Here is a 24,985-nt window from a genome sequence, read left to right as displayed (position 1 = left end):
CAATCCTAGCCTTAGGGGCGCTAAAGTCTCAGGTGATGAAATATTTTTCTATTTATACGGTGTCATAAGAACTACAGAAAAGATGCAATTAAATCGCCATTTTCCAGGTTTTTTAATTGCATGCAGGTCGAGATTTTAATAAAAAATTAATTCATATCTTTTTGCAATTTGTCATTCATTTTGGAATCAATTACTTTTCCTGAACGTGGATCACGTACCTGAATAAAATTTTCGCCAATAAAGAATTTACGATTTTCTCCTGCTTGGTCCAGGCTAATCATGGAAGGATTATTCGGATCAAAACTAAAAGAGCCTTTTACCTTGGACTCCTTGTTTTTTCCCTTACCCAAATATTCTTGGGTCAATTCATAGGTTTTATCTGCTTTTAATTCCAGTTCGGTTTCAATACCTTCGCAGTCAGCGCAGGGTAGGACGCCTTTATATTCACCTGGCCAATCCAGTGATGTTTCAGCAGTATCGTTTGTAGGAGCAGCGGTTTGAGATGGGGCAGCTGATGGGGTAGTGGTTTGAGTCATGGGGCGGTCAGGTGCTGTATTGCTTTCATGAGTATCGGTATTGGGTTTGTTACATCCAATTAAGGCTAAGCTACTCAGTGACAGGATGAATATTATTTTTTTCATGACATTGTTCCTTTTGGCTGGTACAACTTTAAAAACTATATAAAAATGCAAATTGATTAAATATTCATCTTGTTATGCCTTTGTGATTTCTGGTTTGTATGGATTTTAATCTGTAATGAAAATTGGAGATCACCCTAAGAAAATTTTGGTATAAATAAAACGGCAAATTTCAACTTTTTTCTTTAAACCTGCAAAGCTATACATTTATATATTAACTGGTTATTTAATGCTCATATTGCACTTTCATATTTTAATCACGTTGTTAAACTCTGCGCACTTGATTAAGTGGTGGTGTGGTAAGTGTTTGAGAAATTAGCTGAACAAAGTTTAAAAATGATGGGCTGGGAAATCGATAATCATTGGGCACTTGATTTAGATCAATGTGTGATGATTGCTGCACCGCACACCAGCAACTGGGATGCCTTATACGCACGTCTGGCACTCAAGGCATTAGGGGTGAATGTTCGTTTAACCATTAAAGACAGCTATATGAAATTTCCATTTGGTCCATTTGTACGGGCAATGGGTGGAATCGGGATTGACCGGACAGCGAAAAAGGAAGGTGAGCCACGTCCTAGTATGGTTCAAGTAATGGCGGATTTATTCAAGACTCATCCAAAACTGGTGATGCTGGTTACACCGGAAGCCACGCGTGCCAAACAGGAACAATGGAAAACCGGTTTCTACCATGTGGCAATCAATGCAGGCGTGCCCATTGCATTGGCTTATATGGATTATGCCAAGAAGAAAACCGGGGTAGGTAAAATTGTTTATCCTACTGGCGATTATGAGAAAGATATGGCTGAAATCATGGCTTTTTATGCACAAATTCATGCCAAATTTCCAGAACAGTTTAGTGTAGATAAACGTTATTACCCTTAAACATCACTACAAATACAGGGTTTTTCTGTCGAGTCTTTAAGTAAAGCTAAGAGCGCGTAATGGCAACATCTTAGCTTGCTGCAGATGATTGATCATTCAGCATGGAACTCACCTTCGCCTGAAGGAACTAGGGGTTCTGTGCTGGATGAATTCCGCCTAAATGTTGGCATGCTTCCTGATAAATATAATATTGTTCCTCGATTACTTCTGTTAATGGCAGATTAAATAACTCGTCCCCATCTTTATAGCTTTGCACATAGGATTCGGCTTTTTGGCGGCTAGAAGCAAGCGCCTGTTCATGATAAGAGGTGATCGAACTATGCGCCATTTGGGCACTTTCAATTTTATTGCACTGAAAATCTGCAAGCATTTTTTCCGCATGTTTAATCTCACGCGAAGTACTGAGCGAGCAGCCAGAGAGAAAAATCATTCCTGCTAATAAAATCAAGGTTTTCATTTCTGGGAAAATTAATGATGGGGTTAAGTTATTGTATAAAGTTTTCCTGCCGATAAATTTGCTCAGCCTGGCTGATTGGGCGTTTTTTGTTTAAATGAGACTAATCGTCCTTTTGATATGTGGTTATAGATAAATAACACTGCAATATCTCAACATATGCAATTAATTTTTTTCGGCAAGAATTAGTTCTTACAGCAGTGTATTGAAAACCAGGAAGCAGCCCGAAGCAAATAAAAGGCTTAAAACAGTGTGCTTAAACTGTTTTTCCGAAATGTTATAAAATAATTTTGCCCCTAAAATTGCGGGAAAACTGACGCTGATCAGCAGGATAACAATATAAGGCCAGAGCTGGATGTCAAGCGTACCTTGCAGTAAATAGGTCAGCAGCGTAAACAGCTGAATGCCAAAATTAAAATGTCGTAAAATGTAACGTTGTTGCTGTTTGGACAGATTTTTCAGCATGACCCAGGCAGAGGGCAATGAACCGCAAAATCCGCCTAAACCACCCAAAATCCCGCCGATAAATCCAATCAGGCTATCAGCCAGTTTTCCAGATTGCTGTAAGCGGGGAAATGCCGGATTGAAAAACATCACTGGGCACCACAATACCAAAAAAATGCCTAGAACGACTTTAAAGGTTTCAGGTTGAATAATATGCAGCAAATATGTGCCTAAAGGTACGCCAATGAGACCGGCAATTAAATAAGGCAACACCAGAGTTTTATGCAGATGAGGATGCTTTTGTTCATTGGATAATGAAATGATATGGCTCCATACCGAAGCAAAGACCACCAAGGGTGCAGCAATTTGCGGGGGCAAGGCCCACACCCAGAATGACATGGCAATCAGGGCAAAGGCAAAGCCGGTCAGTCCCTGTACAAAACCTGCGACCATTGCACCAAGAATAAATAACAACCAAGTCATAGCGATAGGTACAGATGAAAAGTCAGTAGTATTCAAAAGATACGTCAAAAAGCCAAGCTTATAGTTAGCAATATTTCTGCAAATAAAAGGAGAACTTTGTATAAAACCCACTTCAACATTTAGTGAGGCAATTTAGCTCATGCATAAAAAATGAATAAATCACTACAAGAATTCAACACGGAATCCCATCGCTCTTCATTAAATCATTTAATACTAGATGTATGCAGTAAAAAGGTGAGGAATATGATGAAAAAAGTGATCTTACTTTCTGTATTGGCAGTGTCATTAACCGGCTGTGTCCTTGATCCTTATGATGACGATTATGGTCATCGAGATGGCAATGGACACTATGATCGACACCATGGTGACCGAGACTGGGACAATAGAGACCGTCCGGACTGGAATCATGACAGAACCGATCGGGATAGACATTATAACCGCTAACAGCTTTATAGCCTGAGCTTAAACAGGCAGACTACATTTGACAAAAAAGGATTCCATTCAGGAATCCTTTTTTATTGTAGATTAGGGTGCGTTCTTTTGATACAACCCTGCACGGACGGTGCCTGCCTTGCTTTGTTTAACCTGCTGCCAGGAAGCAGGAAGTTTAAGCTGAGTTAATTCACGATCAGCTTCCACATAAATAAATGCCTGATCTTTAATGAGCGGGTCGGCAAGCTGAGCCAGTTCTTCCCACAAATCTAAACTATAAGGTGGATCTAGAAACACCAGATCAAAGGATTGTTTCAGGCTGGGTAAAGTCTGCTGTGCTGTGGCTACTTTTAATTTGGCGTGTTGACTGGTCACTTTCAGCAACTGCAAATTATCCGTTAAAAAAGCAGCTTGTGCACGATTCGGTTCAATCATCACCACCTGCGCTGCACCACGTGATAAAGCTTCAAAACTTAAGGCCCCTGAGCCGGCGCAGATATCGAGAACCTGTGCATTTTGAATATCCCACATCAGCCAGTTAAATAAAGTTTCACGGACACGGTCGGGTGTAGGACGCAAGCCTTCAATACTGGCAAAAGGAAGCTGACGGCGTTTCCATTCACCGCCAATAATACGGAGTTGATTTTTCATAGATCATTCACCTTCAACTTCTGCGGGTTGTGCACTGGATGCTGCTTGGGTAGTTTGCAGTGTCGCTGCCGTGGTGGTATCCGCCTGAATATTGCTACCGCTACCACTTGGCAATTCACCCGGTTTAATCCCCGCAGTCATTAAACCGCCACTCATTTGATGAGCTGCCGGGCGGATCGGATTCTTTTTACGGGTCAATAACCAATAATCAAAAATAGGTTTAGCCAATTGTGCAGCTGAACCACCGTGTTTACCATTTTCCCAAACAACCGCAATGGCAATTTCCGGATGTTCAGCCGGGGCGAAACCGACAAATAAACCATGGTCAAGTTGACGCTCGGTTAATAAGGCCTCGTTATACTTTTTACCCTGGGCAATACTTTTAACCTGTGCTGTACCGGTTTTTCCTGCGATTTGATACATGGGGGTACGAATACCGCGACCGGTACCGCTTTGAATTACATCCACCATAGCATCACGCATTTTAATCCAGTCTTCGGGTTTGCCATTAAACTGAATTTTGCCATCCGGTGCATTATGCATTTGAAACGGTTTGGCACCGTGACTTTCACGCAATACGTGCGGGGTAATATGCGAACCTTGATTTGCGGTAATCGCAGTCGCCATCGCCAGTTGTAAAGGGGTGGCAGTAAAAGCACCTTGTCCAATACTCACCGAAATGGTTTCACCTTTCAGCCATTTGCTTTTACGGGTACGCATTTTCCAGTCTGGGTTTGGATACAAGCCTGTACTTTCGCTCGGTAAATCCACGCCCGTTTTTTCACTAAAACCAAACTGGCGCATCCAGGCATTCATTTTTTCGATACCCATGCGATAAGACAGGATATAGAAATAAGTATCACAAGATACCACCTGGGCTTTATGCAGATTTACCGCACCATGACCGGATTTTTTATGGTCACGGAAGCGGTGGCTATCACCGGGCAAGGTGAAATAACCGGGGTCAGAGATGGCCGTAGCCCAATCGACATAACCATAATGAATTCCGCCTAAACCAAACATGGGTTTAATGGTTGAACCCGGAGGATAAGCACCTTGCACGGCACGGTTATAAAGCGGCTGGTCCAGATTGTCCCGAAGGGCACTATAATCAGTACTGCTAATCCCGGTCACAAATAAATTCGGATTAAAACTTGGGCTAGAAACCAGGGCCAGAATTTCCCCTGTTTTCGGGTTCATCGCCACAATGGCACCACGACGGCCCGCCAGTTGCTCAGTCGCTGTAACCTGTAAGCCGTAGTCAATTGACAGGTATAAGTCATTACCACGTACCGGTTCTTTACGACCTAAATTACGTAATACATTACCGTGAGCGTCGGCTTCTACAGATTCATTGCCGGGCATTCCATGCAGCAGATCTTCATAAGATTTCTCCACCCCGATTTTACCAATCAGGTTGGTGCCGGCATATAAATCTTTATCAATCGATTTTAATTCTTTGTCGTTAATACGTCCCACATAACCAATCACATGGGCAAACAGGTCACCATGCGGATAATAGCGGGTCATTTGGGTTTCAATATTGACCCCGGGGAACTGAAATTTGACTTCGCTAAATCTGGCAATATCGGTTTCGTTTAAATTTAATTTCAGTGATACGCGTTCGGTTTTTTTAGAGGTTTTAATACGACTGCTAAAACGGTCGATGTCTTCTTGGGTCAGGCTTAGAATGGGGGTTAAACGCTTTACAGTATCTTCAATGTCCTGCACATCAGCTCGAGACATGGTTGCGGAAAAGACGGGATAGTTATCTGCCAGCAAAATACCGTTACGGTCATAGATATAGCCGCGTGCCGGTGCCAAAGGTTGCAGCCGGATACGGTTCTGGTCTGAGGCAGTTGAAAACTCATTAAAATGCGCAATTTGCAAATAGGCATAACGCACAATAAGCAGCAACAGAAAGAATGCCACGATCCCGATGGAGATAAACACCCGATTGCGATAAATGCGCTTTTCTTGTTGAACGTTTTTTAAAGGAAAGTGCTGCTTCATACGCGATCGACTTACATGCAGGGGAGTGAAAAAATCTGGTGGCACATTCTAACGCAAGTCAGCATTTTTTGATATTTGTTCTGGTGAACTGTGGGACTGGTTTAGCTTAAACTTTGACTTTACAGACATTAAAATTGTAAAGTGAAGTATATAAGAGTTCTGATAATTCTGCTAAAGTCAAAATTCAAAAAAAGGACTGTTTCAAAAAATAAAATTTAGGGACAACGATGAAAATAATCACAAAATTATATCCTTTGCTGGCTTTTTTTGCGCTGGCAAACATTGCGCATGCACAAGACAATCCATATTCACCTGAAGCGAAATTGACATCAGACAGTGCTCAACCATGGAATGTGGGCGCTGGATTTACCAAAAAACTTCTGCATTTGAATGCAGAATGGGTGAATCCTTATGGCATCGCTTATGCTAAAGCAGGCGTATTTTATAATGATGACTATAATGCCGGTGGTCAGGTCGGGTTTCGTTATCCTTACTATCTCACCGGAAAAGATAAAAATGGTTACTATGTGGGTGTTTATGCAGGGCATCTGGAAAGTAAAAAAATTGATAATGAATATGAAGCAAGACTGGGTGCAGGTATAGATTTAGCTTATGTCTTGCTGAGTAAAGAGCGGATTAGCAGTTTTAGTATTGGGATTGGCGCTGGTGAAAAAATGGAAGATCAGAATGGCAATGTGGTTGCAGAAACAGAGCCCATGCTACAATTTTCCTATACTCTAAGTGTCGGTTTATAGTGAAAATAGTGAGCTTTTATAATTAAGTATTTTGTGATTAAAAAATTAAATATGGATATCGTGCATGTTTGAGTACGTCAACGAATTGTGGCAAACCTTCTTGAATCGCCCTGATTTCTGGGCAGTACTTAGCATCATTCCTGTGACAGCTTTTGTAACTTGGGCGCATGTGTGGATGGCGCTGAAAATGGTCTTTTATCCCTTGACGTTCTGGGGATTTCATTTAGGACCTCTCCCTGTCGGTTGGCAGGGGATTGTGCCACGTAAAGCCGGTCGCATTTCTGGAATTATTACAGATAATACCTTGTCAAAATTGGGTTCATTGCGTGAATTTCTAGATGCCATGGATCCAGAAGATATGGCACGGGTCATTGGTGAGCAGGTCGGTTTTGAACTTGAACACCTGATTGATGAAATGATGATTGACCGTAATGCGGTGCTTTGGGAAAACTTGCCTTATTCCATTAAACGCCGTATTTATTCTCAAGCACATAAACAGCTGCCGGGTATTTTAAGAGAATTAGTGACTGAGCTGACCATGAACGTCGAGTCACTTGTGGATATGCGTGAAATGGTGGTTCGCCAGATGGAAGGTGATCGCCGTTTAATGGTCAATATGTTTCTTAAGGTAGGTCAAAAAGAAATCAACTTTATTTGGCATATTAGTGCTTTAATCGGGATGTTCTTTGGTATATTCCAGATGATTGTCTGGTTTGTGGTGCCTTGGCACTGGACAGTTCCTTTTTGGGCAGCGGTTTGGGGTTTTTTGACCAACTGGATTGCGATCTGGATGGTATTCAATCCGCTTGAACCGCACTATATACGCTATCCACAGTTTTTTGCACGCACGGACAGTCGCAAGTTTCCATGGCTGAAACCGGTGATTCCGCGTATTGGCACCTATAATATTCAGGGTGCGTTTATGAAACGCCAGGATGAAGTCTCCGATGTTTTTGCGCGAGTGGTCACAGAAGACCTAATTACGTTAAAATCCATCATGACTGAAATGATGTATGGCGGGAAGAAAGATAAAACTCGCCGTATCGTTAAACGCCATATTAATGAAATTATGGAAACCCCGGTTGTTCGGACCTCTTTGCAGCTGTCTTTAGGTCCAAAAGAGTATGCAAAACTCAAGACGGACTTGATCGATCGCTCGATTGAAATTACGATGGTGCCTGTATGCGACCCGGCCTTTAATGCGAGCCGTGCACAGAAAATCTATCAAATGTTTAGAGACCGTATTCGCGAGTTGACGCCAAGAGAGTTTCAGAATTTATTGCGTCCTGCCTTTCAGGAAGATGAATGGATTCTGATTGTCTTGGGTGGCGTAACCGGATTTATAGCGGGTACAATACATTTGTTTGTGGCTTTCTTATAATTAGATGCTGGACTACATGACAAATAGCTAGATTTGTCATGCAAACGCATCACATATATTTGTTAAATGAGGATGTTTTTTTATGCGCATTATATTACTCGGACCACCTGGAGCAGGTAAAGGTACACAAGCTCAGTTGATCTGTAAGCGCTACAATGTCCCACAAATTTCAACCGGTGATATGCTCCGTGCTGCAATTCGTGAAGGTACTGAATTAGGTCTTAAAGCTAAAAGCGTGATGGAAAGCGGCGGTCTGGTATCAGACGAGCTTATCATCGGTCTTGTGAAAGAACGTATTGCTCAGCCTGATTGTGTAAACGGTTGCATCTTTGATGGTTTCCCTCGCACGATTCCGCAAGCAGAAGCTTTGGAAAATGAAGGCATCAGCATTGATCACGTGATTGAAATTGATGTTCCAGACGAAGAAATTGTGAAACGTCTTTCTGGTCGCCGTCAGCACCCGGCTTCTGGCCGTGTTTATCACGTGGTTTACAATCCGCCTAAAGTGGAAGGTAAAGATGATGAAACGGGTGAAGAGCTGGTTCAACGTCCTGATGACCAGGAAGAAACTATTCGTAAACGTTTAGGTTCATACCACACTGAAACTGAGCAATTGGTAGGTTTCTACCAAGGCCGTGCAGCATCAGGTGAAAATGCACCGACTTATGACAAGTTGAATGGTCTTCGTCCAATTGAAGAAGTTCAAACTGATTTGTTCGCCATTCTAGATCAATCAAAATAATTCATCTGCCTTCGCAGTGAATGTTTTGACATTAAAAGAGTCCTAAGTCATATTAGGGCTCTTTTTATTTATCTTACTGATGGGAACGACCACTGTGAAAATGGGTGTTTTGTTTTTAATGTTGTTGTTTCTGGTCATTTTGGTGGCGTTGTTCTATTTGAGTTTTAAAATGCTGAGCAAAATTCGCCAACAAGAGCGCGCAGAAAGTGCAGCTAAAACACTGCAGCGTCAATTACATCCGAAGTTACAGGCGCAACACGAACAACAAAAACGTGAGCAAGAAAAAGCTGAACAAGAAAAAAATAAATAAACTGTTTATCCATCAAAAAAGTTGAACTTAAAGTTCAGCTTCAATGTTTTTGACTGCAATGCTACGTGCAGCACCAAATTCAAAACGGTCTGGCCAGTTGCAGACATCTGCTACCACACATTCGTGACATTTAGGCTTACGGGCAATACAGGTATAACGACCGTGTAGGATCAGCCAATGATGGGCATCGACTATAAATTCCTTTGGAATGACTTTCACCAGCCGATGTTCAACTTCCAGCACATTTTTGCCAATAGCCAGACCAGTGCGATTACCTACACGAAAGATATGCGTATCGACTGCCATAGTGGGATGGCCGAAGGCGGTATTCAGCACCACATTAGCAGTTTTACGTCCAACACCCGGCAATGCTTCCAGCTCAGCCCGATTGTTAGGCACTATACTGTTGTGTTTTTCTATCAGTATTTTGCAGGCTTTAATCACGTTCTCGGCTTTGGCGTTATATAAACCGATGGTCTTGATATATTCTTTTAACCCTTCCACGCCTAAAGCATAAATAGCTTCCGGTGTATTGGCCACCGGAAACAGCTTGTCAGTGGCTTTATTCACGCTGACATCAGTGGCTTGAGCTGAAAGGGTAACGGCCACCAAAAGCTCAAAAGGATTGCTGTAATTCAGTTCGGTTTTAGGGCTAGGTCTTTGCTCACGTAAGCGTTCAAAAAAAATCTGAATCTGCTTTTTGGTCATGTTTTTAACCGCCATCATGAGGCTCCCAAAGCAGTCAACTGCTGTTGCAAATCATCCAGCACGGCACGTTTTTGCGGATCTTCCCGAACACTGAGCTGTTTTTCTAACTTTTTGATTTGCGTACGAATTTTTGCCAGTTGAATAGTAGTTGCTGCATCGTGGCTCACGACAGGTTTAGCTGTTTTTTCCACAACTTGAATCTCTGGAACCTGATCACTTTGCGCGGAAAATTGGGCAAATAAGGCAGTATCAATATTGGCACGGACCACCGGACCCTTACGGTTGATGCGTCGTTTTTCTTCCCGTTGAATATGGGCGTAATAGCGATTGCGCAGGTCGGTTTGTTCAGCAATGCGCATCTCTTCTGAAGGGATGCTGTGGTGATCTTCCACAAGGTCAATACAGTCAACAGGACACGGGGGAATGCACAGTTCGCAACCGGTACACAGGTCAGTCAAAATGCTGTGCATGAGTTTGCCTGAGCCAATAATCGCATCGACTGGACAAGCACTAATACATTTGGTACAGCCAATACATTCATCTTCACGAATAATGGCTTTCATGCGCTGCGGCCGGCCATCACTCTGAATTGGCCAGACACTTTCTTCTGCTTGCAGTTGCGGTCGATCCAGCAATGCAGCCAAAGCATCGGCAACCGGCTGTCCGCCTGGTACACATTTATTGGCTTCCTCACCTTCGGCAATGGATTTTGCATAGGGCAAACATCCATCTCGATGGCCGCAAAGTCCACATTGGGTTTGCGGCAGCAGGGCGTCAATTTTTTGAATTAAGGTAATTTGCGTGTTCATGAATAACCGGGATTGCTGGGCAAGCAGCATGGAACAATTTGCTGGAGAGCAATACTAGCATGTTTTTAGATAGAATTCCTGTGCTCGAAAATGGTACCAAGAGTGCATTAAATATGAGCAAAATATGACATTAAAATATAGCTAAAAGTTATTTAATATATAACTAAAATGACTGAATGATTAATTTAAATATATGTTCTTTAAAGATAATTGAAGTTTTTTTTAAAAAACTATTGCTGAATAGGTGCAAGTGATATTTAATGTTTTGCGCCAAAATATATCATTGATTGAAATATTGACCGATTTTGATCCATTTCTGCTGAGGATTAAGTGTTGAAATATAACAGCCTTAACGACTTCCTAGACTACGTTAAATCACGTGACCAACATCAACCAGAGTTTCTACAAGCTGTAGAAGAAGTGATGACCAGCCTTTGGCCATTCATTGAAAAGAATCCAGAATATGCTGATCATGGATTACTTGAACGTCTGGTAGAACCTGAACGTGCGATTCAGTTCCGTGTTTCATGGGTAGATGACAAAGGCCAAACTCAAGTTAACCGTGCTTTCCGTGTACAGTACAACTCAGCGATTGGTCCATTTAAAGGGGGGATGCGTTTCCATCCTTCAGTGAACCTTTCAATTCTGAAATTCCTGGGCTTTGAACAAACTTTCAAAAATGCTTTGACTACATTGCCAATGGGCGGTGGTAAAGGTGGTTCAGACTTCGACCCTAAAGGTAAGTCTGAAGGCGAAATCATGCGTTTCTGCCAAGCGTTGATGATCGAGCTTTATCGTCACCTTGGTTCAAACACAGACATCCCTGCGGGCGATATCGGTGTAGGTGGCCGTGAAGTAGGCTACATGGCCGGCATGATGAAAAAATTGAGCAATGACACTTCATGTGTATTCACTGGTAAAGGTTTAACTTTCGGTGGTTCATTGGCTCGTCCTGAAGCAACGGGTTACGGTACTGTGTATTTCGCTGAGGAAATGCTAAAAACTCGTGGCGACAGCTTCAAAGATAAAGTTGTAACGATTTCCGGTTCTGGTAACGTTGCACAATACGCTGCTGAAAAAGCAATGTTCCTGGGCGCGAAAGTGGTTTCACTTTCTGACTCTGCAGGTACAGTGTTCGTTAAAGACGGTTTCACTGACGAACTTCTTGCAGAAGTGATGGAACTTAAAAACGTGAAACGTGGCCGTATTTCTGAATTCGCGTCTAAACACGGTTTTGAATATCTTGAAGGTCAACGTCCTTGGGGTATCAAGTGTGATATCGCACTTCCATGTGCAACTCAAAACGAGTTAGATGCAGATGACGCAGCTAAACTTCTTGCAAATGGTGCAATCTGTGTGGCTGAAGGTGCGAACATGCCTTCTACACTGGATGCTGTAGAGAAATTCGTTGAAGCGAAAATTCTTTATGCTCCAGGTAAGGCATCGAATGCCGGTGGTGTAGCAACTTCTGGTCTTGAAATGTCTCAAAACGCATTGCGTTTAGGCTGGACTTTCGAAGAAGTGGATGAGCGTTTACACGCAATCATGAAAGAAATTCACCGCAACTGCGTGAAATACGGTACGAAAGAAGATGGTACTGTGAACTATGTTGACGGTGCGAACATTGCAGGCTTCGTAAAAGTGGCTGATGCCATGCTTGCTCAAGGCGTATTCTAAGTCTGACTTGGTTTAAGCTTTAAAAAACCGGGGCAAAAGCCTCGGTTTTTTTATGTCTTGAATACGCTATTTACTTCACTGTTGAGCGTTCAACGGTCATGTCATGGATATAAGCATATTTCGACTGATCTGCAGCGGGATGCTTGATTTCATAACGTTTGACCCGGATGATCTGGCGTTCATTCGGGGTATGAGTAAAGCCTTCGATTTTGTCATAGAACAAAGTCCAGTCTTTATCGACCTGAGTTTTTACCCCATTTTCGGCATATTTAACTTCACGTACTTGGAGACAGGTTTGTGGAGCAACGCCAGTACAGGGTTTTGTTTCAGGTGATATTTCCAGAAAAATGGTTTCAGCCTGACTTTGATATTTGCTTTCAGGTGTCATGGTGCCGGTGAAAACGTATTTTTGACCTGTCGCTGAAACAATGGTTAATGTCGGTTGCTGTGGATCTTTTAAATCTAAAAGGAACGGTGCTTTACGATTGTCAAGTAAATCGGCAGCAACTTTTTCCTGCTGCATGGCTGAGTCTTCACATGCCATTTGGGTAGAGATCAGGTTGCTGGTGACAATCTGATTATTTTCAACTTTCCAGCTCCCGCCCATACCATTACAGCTGGTCGCAATACTTAAATGCCCTTTATGATCAAAATTCAGAACCAAAGGTTTTGGCGCAGTGCCTGTAGTGGTACTCCATTGATAAGTACTGAGCGTTTGATCTGCATTTTGTTGTTGTAAGACTGAAATGGCAACATCTCCAGCTTTCTGTAGATCACCAGATTGGCAGGCCATAAGCGTAAGAGGGAAAAGGGCAATTGCTAAAAGCTTAAATTTCATTTTAAAAGTATCTGGTTTTGAAAAATTTTTAAGAGCATAAAGTATAAGCATTTATAAAATATGGATACATTTTGGTGAATTCAGTTTCAAAATGTATCCATAATTATAATTTTGTTAATTGTTAATAAAAAGTTATGAGTTGATGAGCGGTTTTTTTAAATGCTGTATGAAAAGTCCACGATTAATGAATTAATCAAAACGGTAAATATCCATGCCCAGAGAACCCATACTGAAACTACTATGTACAATACTAAAACGGTGACCCGTGCCCATGGCAAAGAACAGTGGAGCAAAGTGTTCCAAGGTAGGATGATTACGTTGTACATGGGGAATAGTCTGCCAGTCCAGAACCGCAGCATAATCACTGTGATTCATTTTATTGACCACATAATTCCGGAAAGTCGATGCCCATTCAGGTACTGCAGCAGAGTCGCCATGCCAGGACAGTTCGCTTAAGTTATGGGTAATACTTCCCGAGCCGATCATTAAGATCTGCTTTTCACGTAATGGTGCCAGGGTTTGGCCAATTTTATAAATATCTTCTGCCGACAGGTTCATGGGCAAGGAGATTTCAATGACAGGAATATCAGCCTCAGGATACATATGCAGCAAAGGCATCCATACACCATGATCACGTGGACGGGTGCTATTGGCATGCGCGGAAAAGCCGGCATTGGCTAACAGATGCAGAATTTCTTCTGCAAGTTCAGGCTGACCCGGTGCAGGATAGCGTATTTCATACAGCTCCGGCGGAAAACCACGGAAATCATGCCAGGTTTCAGGACGTACACTGCTACTGACTTCGAGTGCATTACTTTCCCAGTGTGCAGACATCACAATAATGGCTTCAGGCTTAGGCAGATTTAAACTCAATCGCTCCAAAGCAGGACCCACCTGTTCCGGATTAAGCGCCAACATGGGTGATCCATGTGAAATAAATAAACCGGGTAAAGTTTGTAAATTCATGATGACGCGCCTAATTTAAATACTATCGATTGAGGATATGATGCCAAATAAAGAGAAATAGAATAAATAAAATTTATATCAACATATTGTTTCGTTTGTGGAACGATAACGCAGAGCCCGATCTGGTTGATGACTCAAGCTCAGAAATAGCTTAGTTTTACACTATTTTTGCGAGCTTAAATCATCCTGTTATGAAGTTTTAACCGGCTCGGTGATAAGGATGATTATGGTTAATACTCATTGCGCGGTAGAGCTGCTCAATCAGCATGACGCGAACCATAGGATGAGGCAAGGTCAGTTTGGACAGCGACCAGTGCCATGCAGCAGCTTTACGCACCGCTTCAGAGTGGCCATCCGGACCCCCAATTGCCAACACCACATCGTTGCCTTCAAGCATCCAATGTTTCATGGTTTCAGCCAGTTTTTCAGTACTGAATTCTTTGCCACCAACTTCAAGGGCAATCAGGGTTTCATTATGCTTAAGCGCATTCAGAATACTGTCACCTTCAATCTGGCGATATTTCAGGATATCGGCTTCGGAATCGTTTTTGCCGCGTTTTGCCATAGGTAATTCAATAATTTGAGTCTGCACAAAAGGCTGAATACGTTTGAAGTAATCTTCAAAACCGGTGAGCACCCAGGCTGGCATTTTTTGACCGATGGTAATAATACGGATTTTCATAAGATTCGACGATTTGAAAGTCATCTTCATTATAAACGTTAAAACGGGTTTTACCTGTTTTTGAGCAACAAATTGCAATTGAAAAGCCGTATGAGATGCTGCTTTAATCTTCGGTAATGGATGAAAGATGAATAAGAAAAGAGGAAGAAGAATTAAATGCGATTAAAAAGGAATAAACATTTAGGCTTATCATTGAGCATCTTCCTTTGCACTATGTTGTTAACTACTTCAAGTTGGGCATTACCGAGTATAACTCCCGCCAGTAGCGATAATTTAAAAGTGTATCTCGAGCAAATCATCGGCCAACAGGGACATCGTCATTATAAAAACAGAGAACAATTACAACGTGTTTCTGCATGGATTAAAGAACAGATGCGTTTGTTTGGTATTCCATGCCAGTATCAGAATTACATGGTCAATGGTTTGGGTTATCGCAATGTGGTCTGTACCTTAACAGCAGGTCACGCTGACAAAGTGATTGTCGGTGCGCATTATGATGTGTTTGGGGAAACGCAGGGTGCAGATGATAATGCCTCAGGAGTGGCAGGAGTGATTGAAACGGCGCGCATACTCTCACAGCTGAAATCTCAATTGGCCCATAATGTCGAATTTGTGTTTTATACCTTGCAAGAACCGCCATTTTTCAAGACCGAGCAGATGGGCAGTTTTGTGCATGCGAAATCAATCCAGGCTCAAAAAAATCAAATCCGGGGCGTTTATATTTTAGAGATGATCGGGTTTTTTGATGAAAATCTGGTGCAGCAATATCCTACGGGCTTGAAATGGGTCTATCCGCAACATGGAAACTTTATTGCCGCGGTCAGTAATTTGCAGTCCTATGACTTGAGTGCGAAATATTGTGAATCGATGCGCATACTGGACCGGTTGGAATGTCAACGACTGGTCGCACCGTCCTTTATTGCGGGAATGGAATTTTCAGATCATCTGAATTACTGGAAGTTCGATATTCCCGCCATGATGATTACCGATACAGGTCATTTTCGTAACAAGCACAATCATAGCGCGACTGATACTTTAAAAACCCTTAATATTTCCAAAATGGCCAATGTCATAAATGGACTGACTTATAGCTTAATGCTTCAGCCTGATGAATAGGTACAATAAAAAACGCAGCCCCTGAATAGAATACTGGGACTGCGATCAAAAAGGTCATCCACCTGGAGATGTAGATGACCATTCACATAACTTGTTAACTATAAATAAATTAGAAATCTACACTACATCTATAGCGTATCTGTGCCTCTATAATAAAACATGAGGGCTACATGTATTTTTTTCAAGCTGATGCTCTATCAATATCGTAAAACTTTTACACAAAAAAAGAGAGCCGAAGCTCTCTCTTTTTTGTATCGAAATACGATTAATGACGGGCTGCTTTACCTTCTGCAATCGGCTTCACAATTGGTGCTTTCACCAAAGGTTTTGGCGCTTCGGTCAAGGCGAATGGCAAGATCTCATCGATGCTTTTCACCGCCTTAATTTCCAGGCCAGCTTTGACATTTTCTGGAATTTCCACCAAGTCACGTACGTTTTCTTGAGGGATGAATACCGTCTTAATGCCACCGCGATGTGCAGCTAAAAGTTTTTCCTTTAAGCCACCAATGCGCATTGCACGGCCACCGAGGTTGGTTTCACCAGTCATGGCAATATCAGCACGTACCGGAATGCCTGTGAAGGCTGAAACCAATGCAGTGGTGAGTGCCAAACCTGCTGACGGACCATCTTTCGGTGTTGCACCTTCAGGTAAATGCACATGAATATCGGTTTCTTCAAATCTTGAAGATTCAATACCAAGCGCATCTGCACGGGTACGCACCACAGTCATTGCGGCAGTAATCGATTCTTTCATGACATCACCGAGTGAACCGGTGGTAATGAATTTACCTTTACCTTTGACCGCAGCAACTTCAATCGAAAGTAATTCGCCACCAACTGATGTCCAAGCCAAACCATTGACACGACCGACTTGCGCTTCTTCTTCTGCCATACCGAAGTCGAACTTGTGTACGCCTAGATAATCAGACAGGTTGTCAGCAGTCACATCGATATGCAGGTTTTTAGCTTTTTTGCTGACCGCTTCTTTCACGACTTTACGCGCAATTTTTGATACTTCACGTTCCAAGCTACGCACACCTGCTTCACGCGTATAGCGGCGCACGATGTCACGAATGGCTTCTTCATGAATGGTCAATTCTTTGCCACGTAAACCATTGTCCTTAATCGCTTTAGGAACCAGGTAGCGCTCAGCAATATTCACTTTTTCCTCTTCGGTATAACCCGGAAGACGAATTACTTCCATACGGTCTAAAAGAGCCTCAGGAATATTCATGCTATTTGCAGTACAGATGAACATCACTTCAGACAAGTCCAGATCAAGATCAAGGTAGTGATCGTTGAACTTGCTATTTTGTGATGGATCAAGTACTTCAAGCAAGGCAGAAGCAGGGTCGCCGCGGTAGTCTTGTGCCATCTTGTCAATTTCGTCGAGCAAGAACAGTGGGTTCTTTACGCCGACCTTGGTCAACGACTGCACCACTTTACCTGGCATCGCACCGATATAAGTACGACGGTGACCACGGATTTCCGCTTCGTCACGCACGCCACCTAAAGCCATACGCACAAATTCACGACCTGTGGCTTTGGCAATCGATTCACCCAGTGAAGTTTTACCTACCCCTGGAGGACCCACCAGGCAAAGAATCGGACCTTTAAGTTTTTTCACGCGTGATTGAACCGCTAGGTATTCAACAATACGTTGTTTCACTTCGTCCAAACCATAGTGGTCGGCATCCAGAATCTCTTGCGCCTTGTTCAGGTTAATACTGACTTTGCTGGCTTTATTCCAAGGCGTATCTAAAATCGCCTCGATATAATTGCGCACCACAGCCGCTTCACTTGAAGCAGGTTGCATCGCTTTCAGCTTACGGAATTCAGACTCGGCTTTTTTACGCACATGTTCAGGTAAATCAGCCTCTTCCAGACGACGTTCAATTTCTGCAACATCATCTTCAGCACCGCCGTTCATGTCAGAAAGTTCGCGCTGAATCACCTTCATCTTTTCATTCAGGAAATATTCGCGCTGGTTTTTCTCCATCTGACGTTTGACCGAGTCATGCAAAGTTTGTTCAATCTGCTGTTCTTCAGACTGTTGTAACAAATAAGTCATGAGCTCAGTCAAATGTGCTTCAAAGTCATCATGTTCCAGGAACTTTTGCTTGATATCGATGTTTAATGGCACACGAGTGGCCACAAAGAACAACAGTTGCAACAAGTCATCGATTTTATTTGCAGCAGTAATCAATTCACGTGCATTACGTAATTTGGCTTCCGCATATTGAGCAAATAAAGCTCGCAACTCTTGCACACGTGTTTCTTGAGCCTCAGATTCAACATTCACAGTCATTGGGCTGAGAGCATGTTCGGCTGATAAATATTCATCGTTGTCGATGATTTTGACCAGTTTAGAACGATGTAAACCTTCAATGAGTACTTTTATACAGTTTTCATCATTTTCATGATTCACAACTTGCACAATCTTCGCGACAGTACCGTATTGATATAAGTTGTCGTGATCAATTTCTTCTGTAAGAGAATCTTGTTGTGCAACTACAAATACGAGATTGTCACTGTTACGGGCCACGTCAACTGCTTTGATCGATTTTTCACGACCTACGAATAACGCAATTTGCATATGTGGGTAAACCACCACATCACGTAGCGCTAAAAGGGGTAATACGTTTGGAACCTGTGTAGCTGAGGTTTCTTGATTCATAATAATTTCAGACATGGGCACTCCTAATGAATAACAATGGTGTTGCCATATTTTTATAGTGAAGTGTATTTCAAAAAATACAAGGGCAGGGCAAATGAAAATGTATAAAAAATGAGTAAATGTGTGATTCTACAGTGTTCCTGAGTGACCAAAATGACAGTTTAACGTTTGAAAGATAAATATTCTGAAGGCGTCAGTAGGGCATCTAGCGGTTGATCCCATGCTTCGCGTAGCAAGCGTTGCTGGATCAACTGAAAGTCATGCGCAATCCCCAGGCGAAAAGGATTATTTGGCGCACTGGCCAAGGTTTTGTCATAGAAACCGCCGCCCATACCAATGCGTGTACCATAAATATCACAGGCTAATAAAGGCATGATTAAAAAGTCCAGCGTCGAAACATGCACACCGCGTCCGGCCATAGGTTCCTGCATACCAAAAGGATGATAGGAAAAACGCTTATTTCGGTATTGTTGCAGACTGATTCGAACCCAGTGCAATTGCTGGTTCATGGTACAAATCATTGGCAGATAAACCTGCTTATGCTGTTTAAAACAGTACTCGATAATTTGATTGGTATTAATTTCTCCAAAAGCATGCAGGTAAACCCCCACTTTTTTTGCATGCTGAAAAGATTTTAGCCGGATCAGTTGCTGGAGTACTTTTTGTTGAGCTTGTTTTTGTTGAAAGTCGGAGACGGCTCTACGTTGATGTCGAAGTTGCTTGCGTAAAACTTTTAAATCCACTGACATCTTTTATTCGTTCCCAAAAAATATATCAATATTCATGCTAAAAGGAGTTTAACTGTTTTTCAGCTCTTTCAGAATCGGGCAGCCGCTTTGATTTGTGCTCTTGCATTCATCTACCCAACTGCTTAAACGGGTTTTCAGCGCCTGCAATTCCTGAATCCTTTGATCAATTTTTTCTAGGCGTTGTTCGATGACATGTCTTACCTGTTCACGGTCCTCGAGTTGAAGTTGCAGTAACTCCTGTATTTCACTGAGTTGCAAACCTGCATCTTTACCTTTTTGAATAAAGCTTAAAGTTTCAATGTCTTTGTCATTGTAATAACGGTAACTCTGGGTAGTTTCAGGCACGCGCATTAAACCGATGCGTTGATAATAGCGAATGGTTTCGACATTAATATGACACTGTTTGGCCAGTTTTCCGATGGTGAGCATAAAATATCCTCAAATGACTTGACTCTGTACCTAGGTACAGACTTTATGCTAACACAATGCAAAAATAAAACAGGTGAGTCGGATGAATGAGCAACAAAAATCTTCCTGCTGTGCAAAACAGGATTCAGTTCTTGAATTAGTGAAAGTTGATCCGGTTTGTGGCATGAGCGTTTCTGAACCTTCAGAGCATGCTTTTGAATTTGAGGGGAAAAAATATTTATTTTGTTGTGATGGCTGCAAACAAAAGTTTATTAAAAATCCTGAAACTTACCTTCAACAAACCAAGCCTAAATCAGGCTGTGGCTGTGCAAATAAAGCTAAAGTTGTAACGGCCTCATCTTCATGTTGTGGTGGTGAGAAAAAACCACAGCAGCAATATGTTGATCCGGTCTGCGGCATGACCGTGACAGATTTATCCAAACCGCATATCGAATATTCAGGACAACTTTATTATTTTTGCTGTCCGGGCTGTTTAAGTAAATTTCAACAAAATCCGCAACAATATCTGGCAAAAGAATCTGCCAAAATTTCGGGTTGTGGTTGTGCATCGCAGCCTAAAACACTAGAACAAAAAGGATGTTGTAGCGGCAATTCACAAGCTAGATTAGATATGCAAACTGTCACCGATCCAGTCTGTGGCATGCAGGTTAAAACAGATTCTAAATTTCACACTCAGTTTGAATCGCAAGACTATTATTTCTGTTCAGAACGCTGTTTGACTCAATTTACCCAGCAACCTGAGCAATATCTACAAATAAGTCAGAAAGCATCCTCTTGCTGTGGTTCACAAGCCAAAAAGATAGTGGAAGAAAAGACATCTGACTGTTGTTGCGGAGCGCATCCTGAATCAGTGCAGAGTGCGGAAATTGATCCTGTTTGCGGTATGTCGGTGGATACTTCAACCGATTTAAAAACAGAGTATCAGACTAAAACTTACTATTTCTGTAATCCGTCTTGCCTAGACAAGTTTAAGGCTGATCCTGAGTTTTATCTGATTCCAGCCGATCAGCGACCTGTACCTGAAGGCGCGGCGGATATGGATTATACCTGTCCGATGGACCCTGAAATTGTGCAGAAAGGGCCGGGAACGTGTCCGATCTGTGGTATGGCTTTAGAGCCAATGCAACCAAGCTTAAATGATGCACCGAATCCTGAACTGGTCGATTTCAGTCACCGTTTCTGGATGACGTTGCCGCTGACTTTAAGTGTATTTGTCATGGCCATGGGTTCGCATATTCATGCCTTTATTCCGCAGCATATTCAGCCGTGGATTGAACTGGTGCTTTCTATTCCCGTCATTCTGTGGGCAGGAAAACCCTTTATTGAACGTTGCTGGATTTCGTATAAAACCCGCAACCTGAATATGTGGAGCCTGATTGGGGTCGGGGTGCTGGCGGCCTTTATTTACAGTGTTGTGGCGACGGTTTTTCCCTCCCTGATTCCCATGCAGGCCAAAACCGGTCATGGCGTCGCCGTGTATTATGAAGCAGCCTGTATGATTGTGTCCTTGAGTTTGCTCGGACAAATCATGGAACTGAAAGCCCGTGCCAAAACCGCAGATGCATTAAAATCATTGCTGAAACTGCAACCGCACACCGCAAAACTGGTGCAGCATGATCAGGTGGTGGAAGTGGATGTGGGTATGGTGAAACAGGGCGATATCTTGCAGATTTCTTCAGGGGACCAGATTCCACTCGATGGCATTGTGGTGGAAGGCAAAACCTATGTCGATGAAGCGATGATGACGGGTGAACCGGTTCCGGTGAAAAAAGAAGTCGATGATCGGGTCATTGGCGGTACGGTGAACCAGCAGGGCAGTATTCGCATCCAAACCACGGCAGTGGGCGCAAATACCACTTTAGCGAAAATGATTCAGACCGTGGCCGAAGCACAGCGTTCCAAGGCGCCGTTACAAAGACTCGCCGATGTATTTGCCAAATATTTTGTGGTGATTGTTTTAGCGATTAGTGTGCTGACCTTTATGGCCTGGATGGTGTTTGGTGAAGCACAGTTTGATCTGGCGCTGATGTGTGCGGTGGCTGTACTCATTATTGCCTGTCCATGTGCCTTAGGTCTGGCAACGCCAATGTCGGTGATGGCAACCACAGGTCGTGCCGCGCAAAAAGGCGTGCTGTTTAAAGATGCGGAAGCCATTGAAGCCTTAAGTAAAGTTACGACTTTAATTGTCGATAAAACCGGGACCCTGACCGAAGGTAAACCGAGCCTGAAAGAGATTAAACTGCTTTCAGATAAGGTTCATCAAACCCAAGTAGAACAATGGATTGCCTCTATTGAACAGTATTCAACCCATCCAATTGCGCAAACCCTGACAAAACTTATTCCACATGAGCAATTGCTAAAAGTCAGTGACTTTGAAGATGTCACCGGTTTTGGAGTGAAAGGGCAGATTGATGATCAAACCCTCTATGTAGGCAGCCAAAAACTACTGGATCAATTGGGTTTAAAACTAGATAGAGCAAGGCAGGCAAAGCTAGATCAGCAACGCTCTACAGGGAATGTGATTAGCTTTTTGGCCAATGAGCAGCACGTTCTGGCTTATATCTCGATTCATGATGCGATTAAACACAATGCCCATCAGGTAATCGACCAACTGATTGCCGACGGCGTTGAAGTGGTGATGGCGACAGGTGACCATGAACAAAATGCCAAACTGGTTGCAGCTGAGCTGGGAATTCAGCAGGTCTATGGCAACTGTAGCCCGACTGAAAAATTAGATATCGTGAAAAAATATCAGGCTCAAGGCAAAGTTGTAGCAATGGCAGGCGATGGCATTAATGATGCACCGGCACTGGCCCAGGCCAATGTCGGCATTGCAATGGGTAATGGTACCGATATTGCCAAACAAACAGCTCAGGTGACTTTGGTGAAAGGAGATATTCGTGGTGTGGCGGATGCCATTCATATGGCGAAACTGGGTGTGAAAAACATGAAGCAGAATCTGGCCTTTTCCTTTGTCTATAACGGTTTGGGTGTGCCGGTGGCGGCGGGTGTTTTTTATCCATTGACTGGACTGTTATTGACCCCGATGCTTGCTGCGGTTGCCATGTCATTGAGTTCTTTGTCTGTCGTGATTAATGCACTTCGTTTGCAAAAGTCTGAATAACTGAACCTGTAAAGGAAAGTAATAAACCCAAGATACAAGTCTTGGGTTTTTTGCATAGATGATCGGTGAATAGATGGAGGAGCACGAAATCAATTTAAAAATGAAAATTTTTTAAAATGAAAATAGGTGAATAGATCTTGTAATAAATATGACTAAGAAAAAGAAAAAACACTCCGAAGATGCCGCTGCATGTCGTTACCCTGAACCCGAAGAAGTTCAAGGTGGACGCGACGCATACTTGCTGGGTTTCCCATACGAAGATGGGCATACACTCTAAATATGCAGAACACAATCCGTAGATTTAAGTATCGGCAGGGATATAGACTCGCTGGCGAACACCTCAGAGATAGAGTAAGTATAACCAATAATGAAGTATTGGCAAATCCTCAGTGTTCAACAACTGTAAAGTTAAATCCTAAATGATGATTGTTTATGCAATTTAAATCAGAAATTAAACCAAATCATCGACATCTTCTAAAATGGTGGTCAACAGGCGTTCACAATGTGCATATTCTTGCAGAGACTTATTCATGGCCAGTACTTCCTGCATCAGTTCAAGCGCCACCATAATAATCAGTTTGCTCGGTTCAAGACGTGGTGCTTTACGGCGAAAATCATCATATTTTTCATTTAATAATTCAGCTGCACGCTGTAAATCAGCTTTTTCCTTTTCAGTGGTTGCTAAACGAAAATTATGACCCAATACCCGCAATTCAACCGCAATTTGTTCACTCATGATTAAATGTCCTCATTGGCATCGGTAGGATGTGCAAGTTGCTGAATTTCTTGCGCATGCTGGTCTTGAGCTGTACCTAAAATAGAGAGGCGCTGAATAATCGCTTCTACTTTAGCTTTGGCGTGTTCATTTTTTTGTAACAATCTTTCACGTTCCTGCTGCAAACCCTGAATTTCCTGTTGAGCCAGGCGCTGTTCATTTTGCATTTTTTCTTTAATGATACGTAATTCATTACGTTCAGCCAGAATTTCCTGAAAGCGGTTTTTAAGATCGGTACAGCTTTTTTCCAAACGGCTATAACGGTCAGCTAAAGAAGCTGCATCGGTATTCAATTGCTTGAATTGCGATTGGGTTTCGTTTAATTGCTCGCTCAGATTATCTATTTCTTCTTGTTTCTGGGTGATAATGCCATTTTTTTGCACAATTTGGGCATGATGGTGCTCATTGGAATCTGCTTTTGCAGCATTGAGTGCATCATTTTCACTTTTAAAATGCGCAAGTCGCGTTTTTAAAACGCCAATATGCGCCTGTAGACGCTGTAATTCTTCTAACATATCGTAGTCGCACAGTATCGCAAACAAAGGTAATATATACGAAGTATAGAGATTGGATAAACGAATGCAAGACGATATTTCAGGTTGGTCGGAATGGCACCACAATTTTTCAAAAATTGAAGAGATTTCAAGCCCAAGTGAGTTACATGGGCTGCTAACGGGTATTGTTTGTGTTACTCAAGCACCGACATCAGATGAGTGGCAACAAATTTTAGCCACCCTGGAAATTCCGGCACTCGAGCAGCAGGTTTTAGAGATATTAGCCGATGAAGCGGAAGATATTGCCCATGCTTTATCTGAAGATGAACTCGACTACTTACCTTTGCTCCCGGATGATGAACACGTTCTTGCGGATCGTGTACAAGCCTTGGCGGACTGGTGTGCCGGTGTGGTATTGGGATTTGGTCTGGCCTCTGGACATATCCGTCCGGATGAAATGGAACTGATTGAACATCTGCAAGATGTGGCTGCAGTTGAGTTTGATGAATCGGATGATGACGAAGAAGGCGAAGAAAGCTATCAGGAGCTTTACGAATTTGTGCGTTTAATTCCTGTGAGCCTGTCATTGGGACGTAAAAAAGTGGAAATTGCAGAAACTCCATTGCTGCAAAATATCCAGCCACAATTGCAAAAAAATAATGCTACTGAAGCCAGCAGTGTTGTTGAAATGTTTACACCGCATCGTCCGAGCTAATTCGGGCGATTGTGTTCACAAACAGAGCATTTAAAATT

General features: G+C 42.6%; 25 protein-coding genes and 1 other RNA gene. 10 read left to right on the top strand and 16 right to left on the bottom strand.

Annotated features, from left to right (window positions below; translation table 11 throughout):
* Nucleotides 1–146: 146 nt before the first annotated feature.
* Nucleotides 147–641 (bottom strand): copper resistance protein NlpE, encoded by a 495-nt coding sequence (locus B4C48_RS10460; RefSeq protein ID WP_291356209.1) that lies wholly within the window; start codon nucleotides 639–641, stop codon nucleotides 147–149.
* A 300-nt stretch (nucleotides 642–941) separates the two neighbouring features.
* On the opposite strand from B4C48_RS10460, the gene B4C48_RS10455 reads away from it, so the two are divergent.
* Nucleotides 942–1,523 (top strand): 1-acyl-sn-glycerol-3-phosphate acyltransferase, encoded by a 582-nt coding sequence (locus B4C48_RS10455; protein ID WP_291356207.1) that lies wholly within the window; start codon nucleotides 942–944, stop codon nucleotides 1,521–1,523.
* Between the two features lie 127 nt (nucleotides 1,524–1,650).
* On the opposite strand, the gene B4C48_RS10450 is transcribed toward B4C48_RS10455, so the two are convergent.
* Complete coding sequence (locus tag B4C48_RS10450; protein ID WP_291356205.1) at nucleotides 1,651–1,980, bottom strand: hypothetical protein; 330 nt, start codon at nucleotides 1,978–1,980, stop codon at nucleotides 1,651–1,653.
* A gap of 189 nt (nucleotides 1,981–2,169) precedes the next feature.
* Complete coding sequence (locus B4C48_RS10445; protein ID WP_291356203.1) at nucleotides 2,170–2,904, bottom strand: sulfite exporter TauE/SafE family protein; 735 nt, start codon at nucleotides 2,902–2,904, stop codon at nucleotides 2,170–2,172.
* Nucleotides 2,905–3,150: 246 nt separating this feature from the next.
* On the opposite strand from B4C48_RS10445, the gene B4C48_RS10440 reads away from it, so the two are divergent.
* Complete coding sequence (locus B4C48_RS10440) at nucleotides 3,151–3,348, top strand: hypothetical protein (RefSeq protein ID WP_409514826.1); 198 nt, start codon at nucleotides 3,151–3,153, stop codon at nucleotides 3,346–3,348.
* 81 nt (nucleotides 3,349–3,429) lie between these two features.
* On the opposite strand, the gene rsmD is transcribed toward B4C48_RS10440, so the two are convergent.
* Complete coding sequence (gene rsmD / locus B4C48_RS10435) at nucleotides 3,430–3,987, bottom strand: 16S rRNA (guanine(966)-N(2))-methyltransferase RsmD (RefSeq protein ID WP_291356199.1); 558 nt, start codon at nucleotides 3,985–3,987, stop codon at nucleotides 3,430–3,432.
* A 3-nt stretch (nucleotides 3,988–3,990) separates the two neighbouring features.
* Nucleotides 3,991–6,000 (bottom strand): penicillin-binding protein 2, encoded by a 2,010-nt coding sequence (gene mrdA, locus B4C48_RS10430; RefSeq protein WP_291356197.1) that lies wholly within the window; start codon nucleotides 5,998–6,000, stop codon nucleotides 3,991–3,993.
* Between the two features lie 236 nt (nucleotides 6,001–6,236).
* On the opposite strand from mrdA, the gene B4C48_RS10425 reads away from it, so the two are divergent.
* The 4 genes from B4C48_RS10425 to B4C48_RS10410 all read left to right on the top strand — a co-directional run bounded on the left by B4C48_RS10425 (nucleotide 6,237) and on the right by B4C48_RS10410 (nucleotide 9,188).
* Nucleotides 6,237–6,755, top strand: coding sequence for a hypothetical protein (locus B4C48_RS10425; protein WP_291356301.1), 519 nt, complete (start codon nucleotides 6,237–6,239; stop codon nucleotides 6,753–6,755).
* Nucleotides 6,756–6,819: 64 nt separating this feature from the next.
* Nucleotides 6,820–8,136: a hypothetical protein gene (locus B4C48_RS10420; RefSeq protein ID WP_291356195.1), complete on the top strand. Its 1,317-nt coding sequence runs from the start codon at nucleotides 6,820–6,822 to the stop codon at nucleotides 8,134–8,136.
* A gap of 82 nt (nucleotides 8,137–8,218) precedes the next feature.
* Entirely contained in the window at nucleotides 8,219–8,878 is a 660-nt protein-coding gene (adk, locus tag B4C48_RS10415) for an adenylate kinase (RefSeq protein WP_291356193.1), read from the top strand.
* A 94-nt stretch (nucleotides 8,879–8,972) separates the two neighbouring features.
* A complete protein-coding gene (locus tag B4C48_RS10410) occupies nucleotides 8,973–9,188 on the top strand; it encodes a hypothetical protein (protein WP_291356191.1) in 216 nt (71 codons plus the stop codon).
* Between the two features lie 27 nt (nucleotides 9,189–9,215).
* Here B4C48_RS10410 and nth read toward each other — a convergent pair whose 3' ends face one another.
* Both nth and B4C48_RS10400 read right to left on the bottom strand, forming a co-directional pair.
* Nucleotides 9,216–9,911 carry an endonuclease III gene (gene nth, locus B4C48_RS10405; protein ID WP_291356299.1) on the bottom strand — a complete coding sequence of 232 codons (696 nt, stop codon included), beginning with the start codon at nucleotides 9,909–9,911 and terminating at the stop codon, nucleotides 9,216–9,218.
* Entirely contained in the window at nucleotides 9,911–10,735 is an 825-nt protein-coding gene (locus tag B4C48_RS10400) for an RnfABCDGE type electron transport complex subunit B (protein WP_291356189.1), read from the bottom strand. Before B4C48_RS10400 ends, nth begins: the two co-directional genes overlap by 1 nt.
* 303 nt (nucleotides 10,736–11,038) lie before the next feature.
* Here B4C48_RS10400 and gdhA point away from each other — a divergent pair, with 303 nt between their 5' ends.
* Nucleotides 11,039–12,382: an NADP-specific glutamate dehydrogenase gene (gene gdhA, locus B4C48_RS10395; protein ID WP_409449793.1), complete on the top strand. Its 1,344-nt coding sequence runs from the start codon at nucleotides 11,039–11,041 to the stop codon at nucleotides 12,380–12,382.
* A gap of 70 nt (nucleotides 12,383–12,452) precedes the next feature.
* On the opposite strand, the gene B4C48_RS10390 is transcribed toward gdhA, so the two are convergent.
* The 3 genes from B4C48_RS10390 to rlmH form a co-directional block, all read right to left on the bottom strand.
* Nucleotides 12,453–13,220, bottom strand: coding sequence for a DUF4377 domain-containing protein (locus B4C48_RS10390; protein WP_291356187.1), 768 nt, complete (start codon nucleotides 13,218–13,220; stop codon nucleotides 12,453–12,455).
* A gap of 189 nt (nucleotides 13,221–13,409) precedes the next feature.
* On the bottom strand, nucleotides 13,410–14,186 hold the full coding sequence (locus tag B4C48_RS10385; protein ID WP_291356185.1) for a dioxygenase: 777 nt from the start codon (nucleotides 14,184–14,186) through the stop codon (nucleotides 13,410–13,412).
* Nucleotides 14,187–14,385: 199 nt separating this feature from the next.
* Complete coding sequence (gene rlmH / locus B4C48_RS10380) at nucleotides 14,386–14,868, bottom strand: 23S rRNA (pseudouridine(1915)-N(3))-methyltransferase RlmH (protein ID WP_291356183.1); 483 nt, start codon at nucleotides 14,866–14,868, stop codon at nucleotides 14,386–14,388.
* A 156-nt stretch (nucleotides 14,869–15,024) separates the two neighbouring features.
* Here rlmH and B4C48_RS10375 point away from each other — a divergent pair, with 156 nt between their 5' ends.
* A complete protein-coding gene (locus B4C48_RS10375) occupies nucleotides 15,025–15,984 on the top strand; it encodes a M28 family peptidase (RefSeq protein ID WP_414631505.1) in 960 nt (319 codons plus the stop codon).
* 265 nt (nucleotides 15,985–16,249) lie between these two features.
* Here the strand turns inward: B4C48_RS10375 and lon are convergent, their stop codons facing one another.
* From lon to B4C48_RS10360, 3 genes are all read right to left on the bottom strand, one after another.
* Nucleotides 16,250–18,676, bottom strand: a complete 2,427-nt coding sequence (gene lon, locus B4C48_RS10370; RefSeq protein ID WP_291356179.1) for an endopeptidase La — start codon at nucleotides 18,674–18,676, stop codon at nucleotides 16,250–16,252.
* A 146-nt stretch (nucleotides 18,677–18,822) separates the two neighbouring features.
* Nucleotides 18,823–19,410 (bottom strand): 5-formyltetrahydrofolate cyclo-ligase, encoded by a 588-nt coding sequence (locus B4C48_RS10365; RefSeq protein ID WP_291356177.1) that lies wholly within the window; start codon nucleotides 19,408–19,410, stop codon nucleotides 18,823–18,825.
* 48 nt (nucleotides 19,411–19,458) lie between these two features.
* Entirely contained in the window at nucleotides 19,459–19,839 is a 381-nt protein-coding gene (locus tag B4C48_RS10360) for a MerR family transcriptional regulator (RefSeq protein WP_291356175.1), read from the bottom strand.
* Nucleotides 19,840–19,921: 82 nt separating this feature from the next.
* Here B4C48_RS10360 and B4C48_RS10355 point away from each other — a divergent pair, with 82 nt between their 5' ends.
* Nucleotides 19,922–22,963, top strand: a complete 3,042-nt coding sequence (locus B4C48_RS10355; protein WP_291356173.1) for a heavy metal translocating P-type ATPase — start codon at nucleotides 19,922–19,924, stop codon at nucleotides 22,961–22,963.
* A gap of 166 nt (nucleotides 22,964–23,129) precedes the next feature.
* On the opposite strand, the gene ssrS is transcribed toward B4C48_RS10355, so the two are convergent.
* From ssrS to B4C48_RS10340, 3 genes are all read right to left on the bottom strand, one after another.
* A non-coding RNA gene (gene ssrS, locus B4C48_RS10350) (6S RNA) lies at nucleotides 23,130–23,313 on the bottom strand.
* Between the two features lie 101 nt (nucleotides 23,314–23,414).
* Nucleotides 23,415–23,699, bottom strand: coding sequence for a cell division protein ZapA (locus B4C48_RS10345; protein WP_291356171.1), 285 nt, complete (start codon nucleotides 23,697–23,699; stop codon nucleotides 23,415–23,417).
* 2 nt (nucleotides 23,700–23,701) lie between these two features.
* Nucleotides 23,702–24,253, bottom strand: coding sequence for a hypothetical protein (locus B4C48_RS10340; protein ID WP_291356169.1), 552 nt, complete (start codon nucleotides 24,251–24,253; stop codon nucleotides 23,702–23,704).
* A 64-nt stretch (nucleotides 24,254–24,317) separates the two neighbouring features.
* Here B4C48_RS10340 and B4C48_RS10335 point away from each other — a divergent pair, with 64 nt between their 5' ends.
* Complete coding sequence (locus tag B4C48_RS10335) at nucleotides 24,318–24,947, top strand: UPF0149 family protein (RefSeq protein ID WP_291356167.1); 630 nt, start codon at nucleotides 24,318–24,320, stop codon at nucleotides 24,945–24,947.
* Nucleotides 24,948–24,985: the final 38 nt, after the last annotated feature.

This window comes from Acinetobacter sp. UBA3106 (assembly GCA_002365595.1).
Taxonomy (GTDB): Bacteria; Pseudomonadota; Gammaproteobacteria; order Pseudomonadales; family Moraxellaceae; genus Acinetobacter.
The sequence above is the reverse complement of the archived record's forward strand: the minus strand, read 5'-3'. Positions and strand labels throughout refer to the sequence as shown.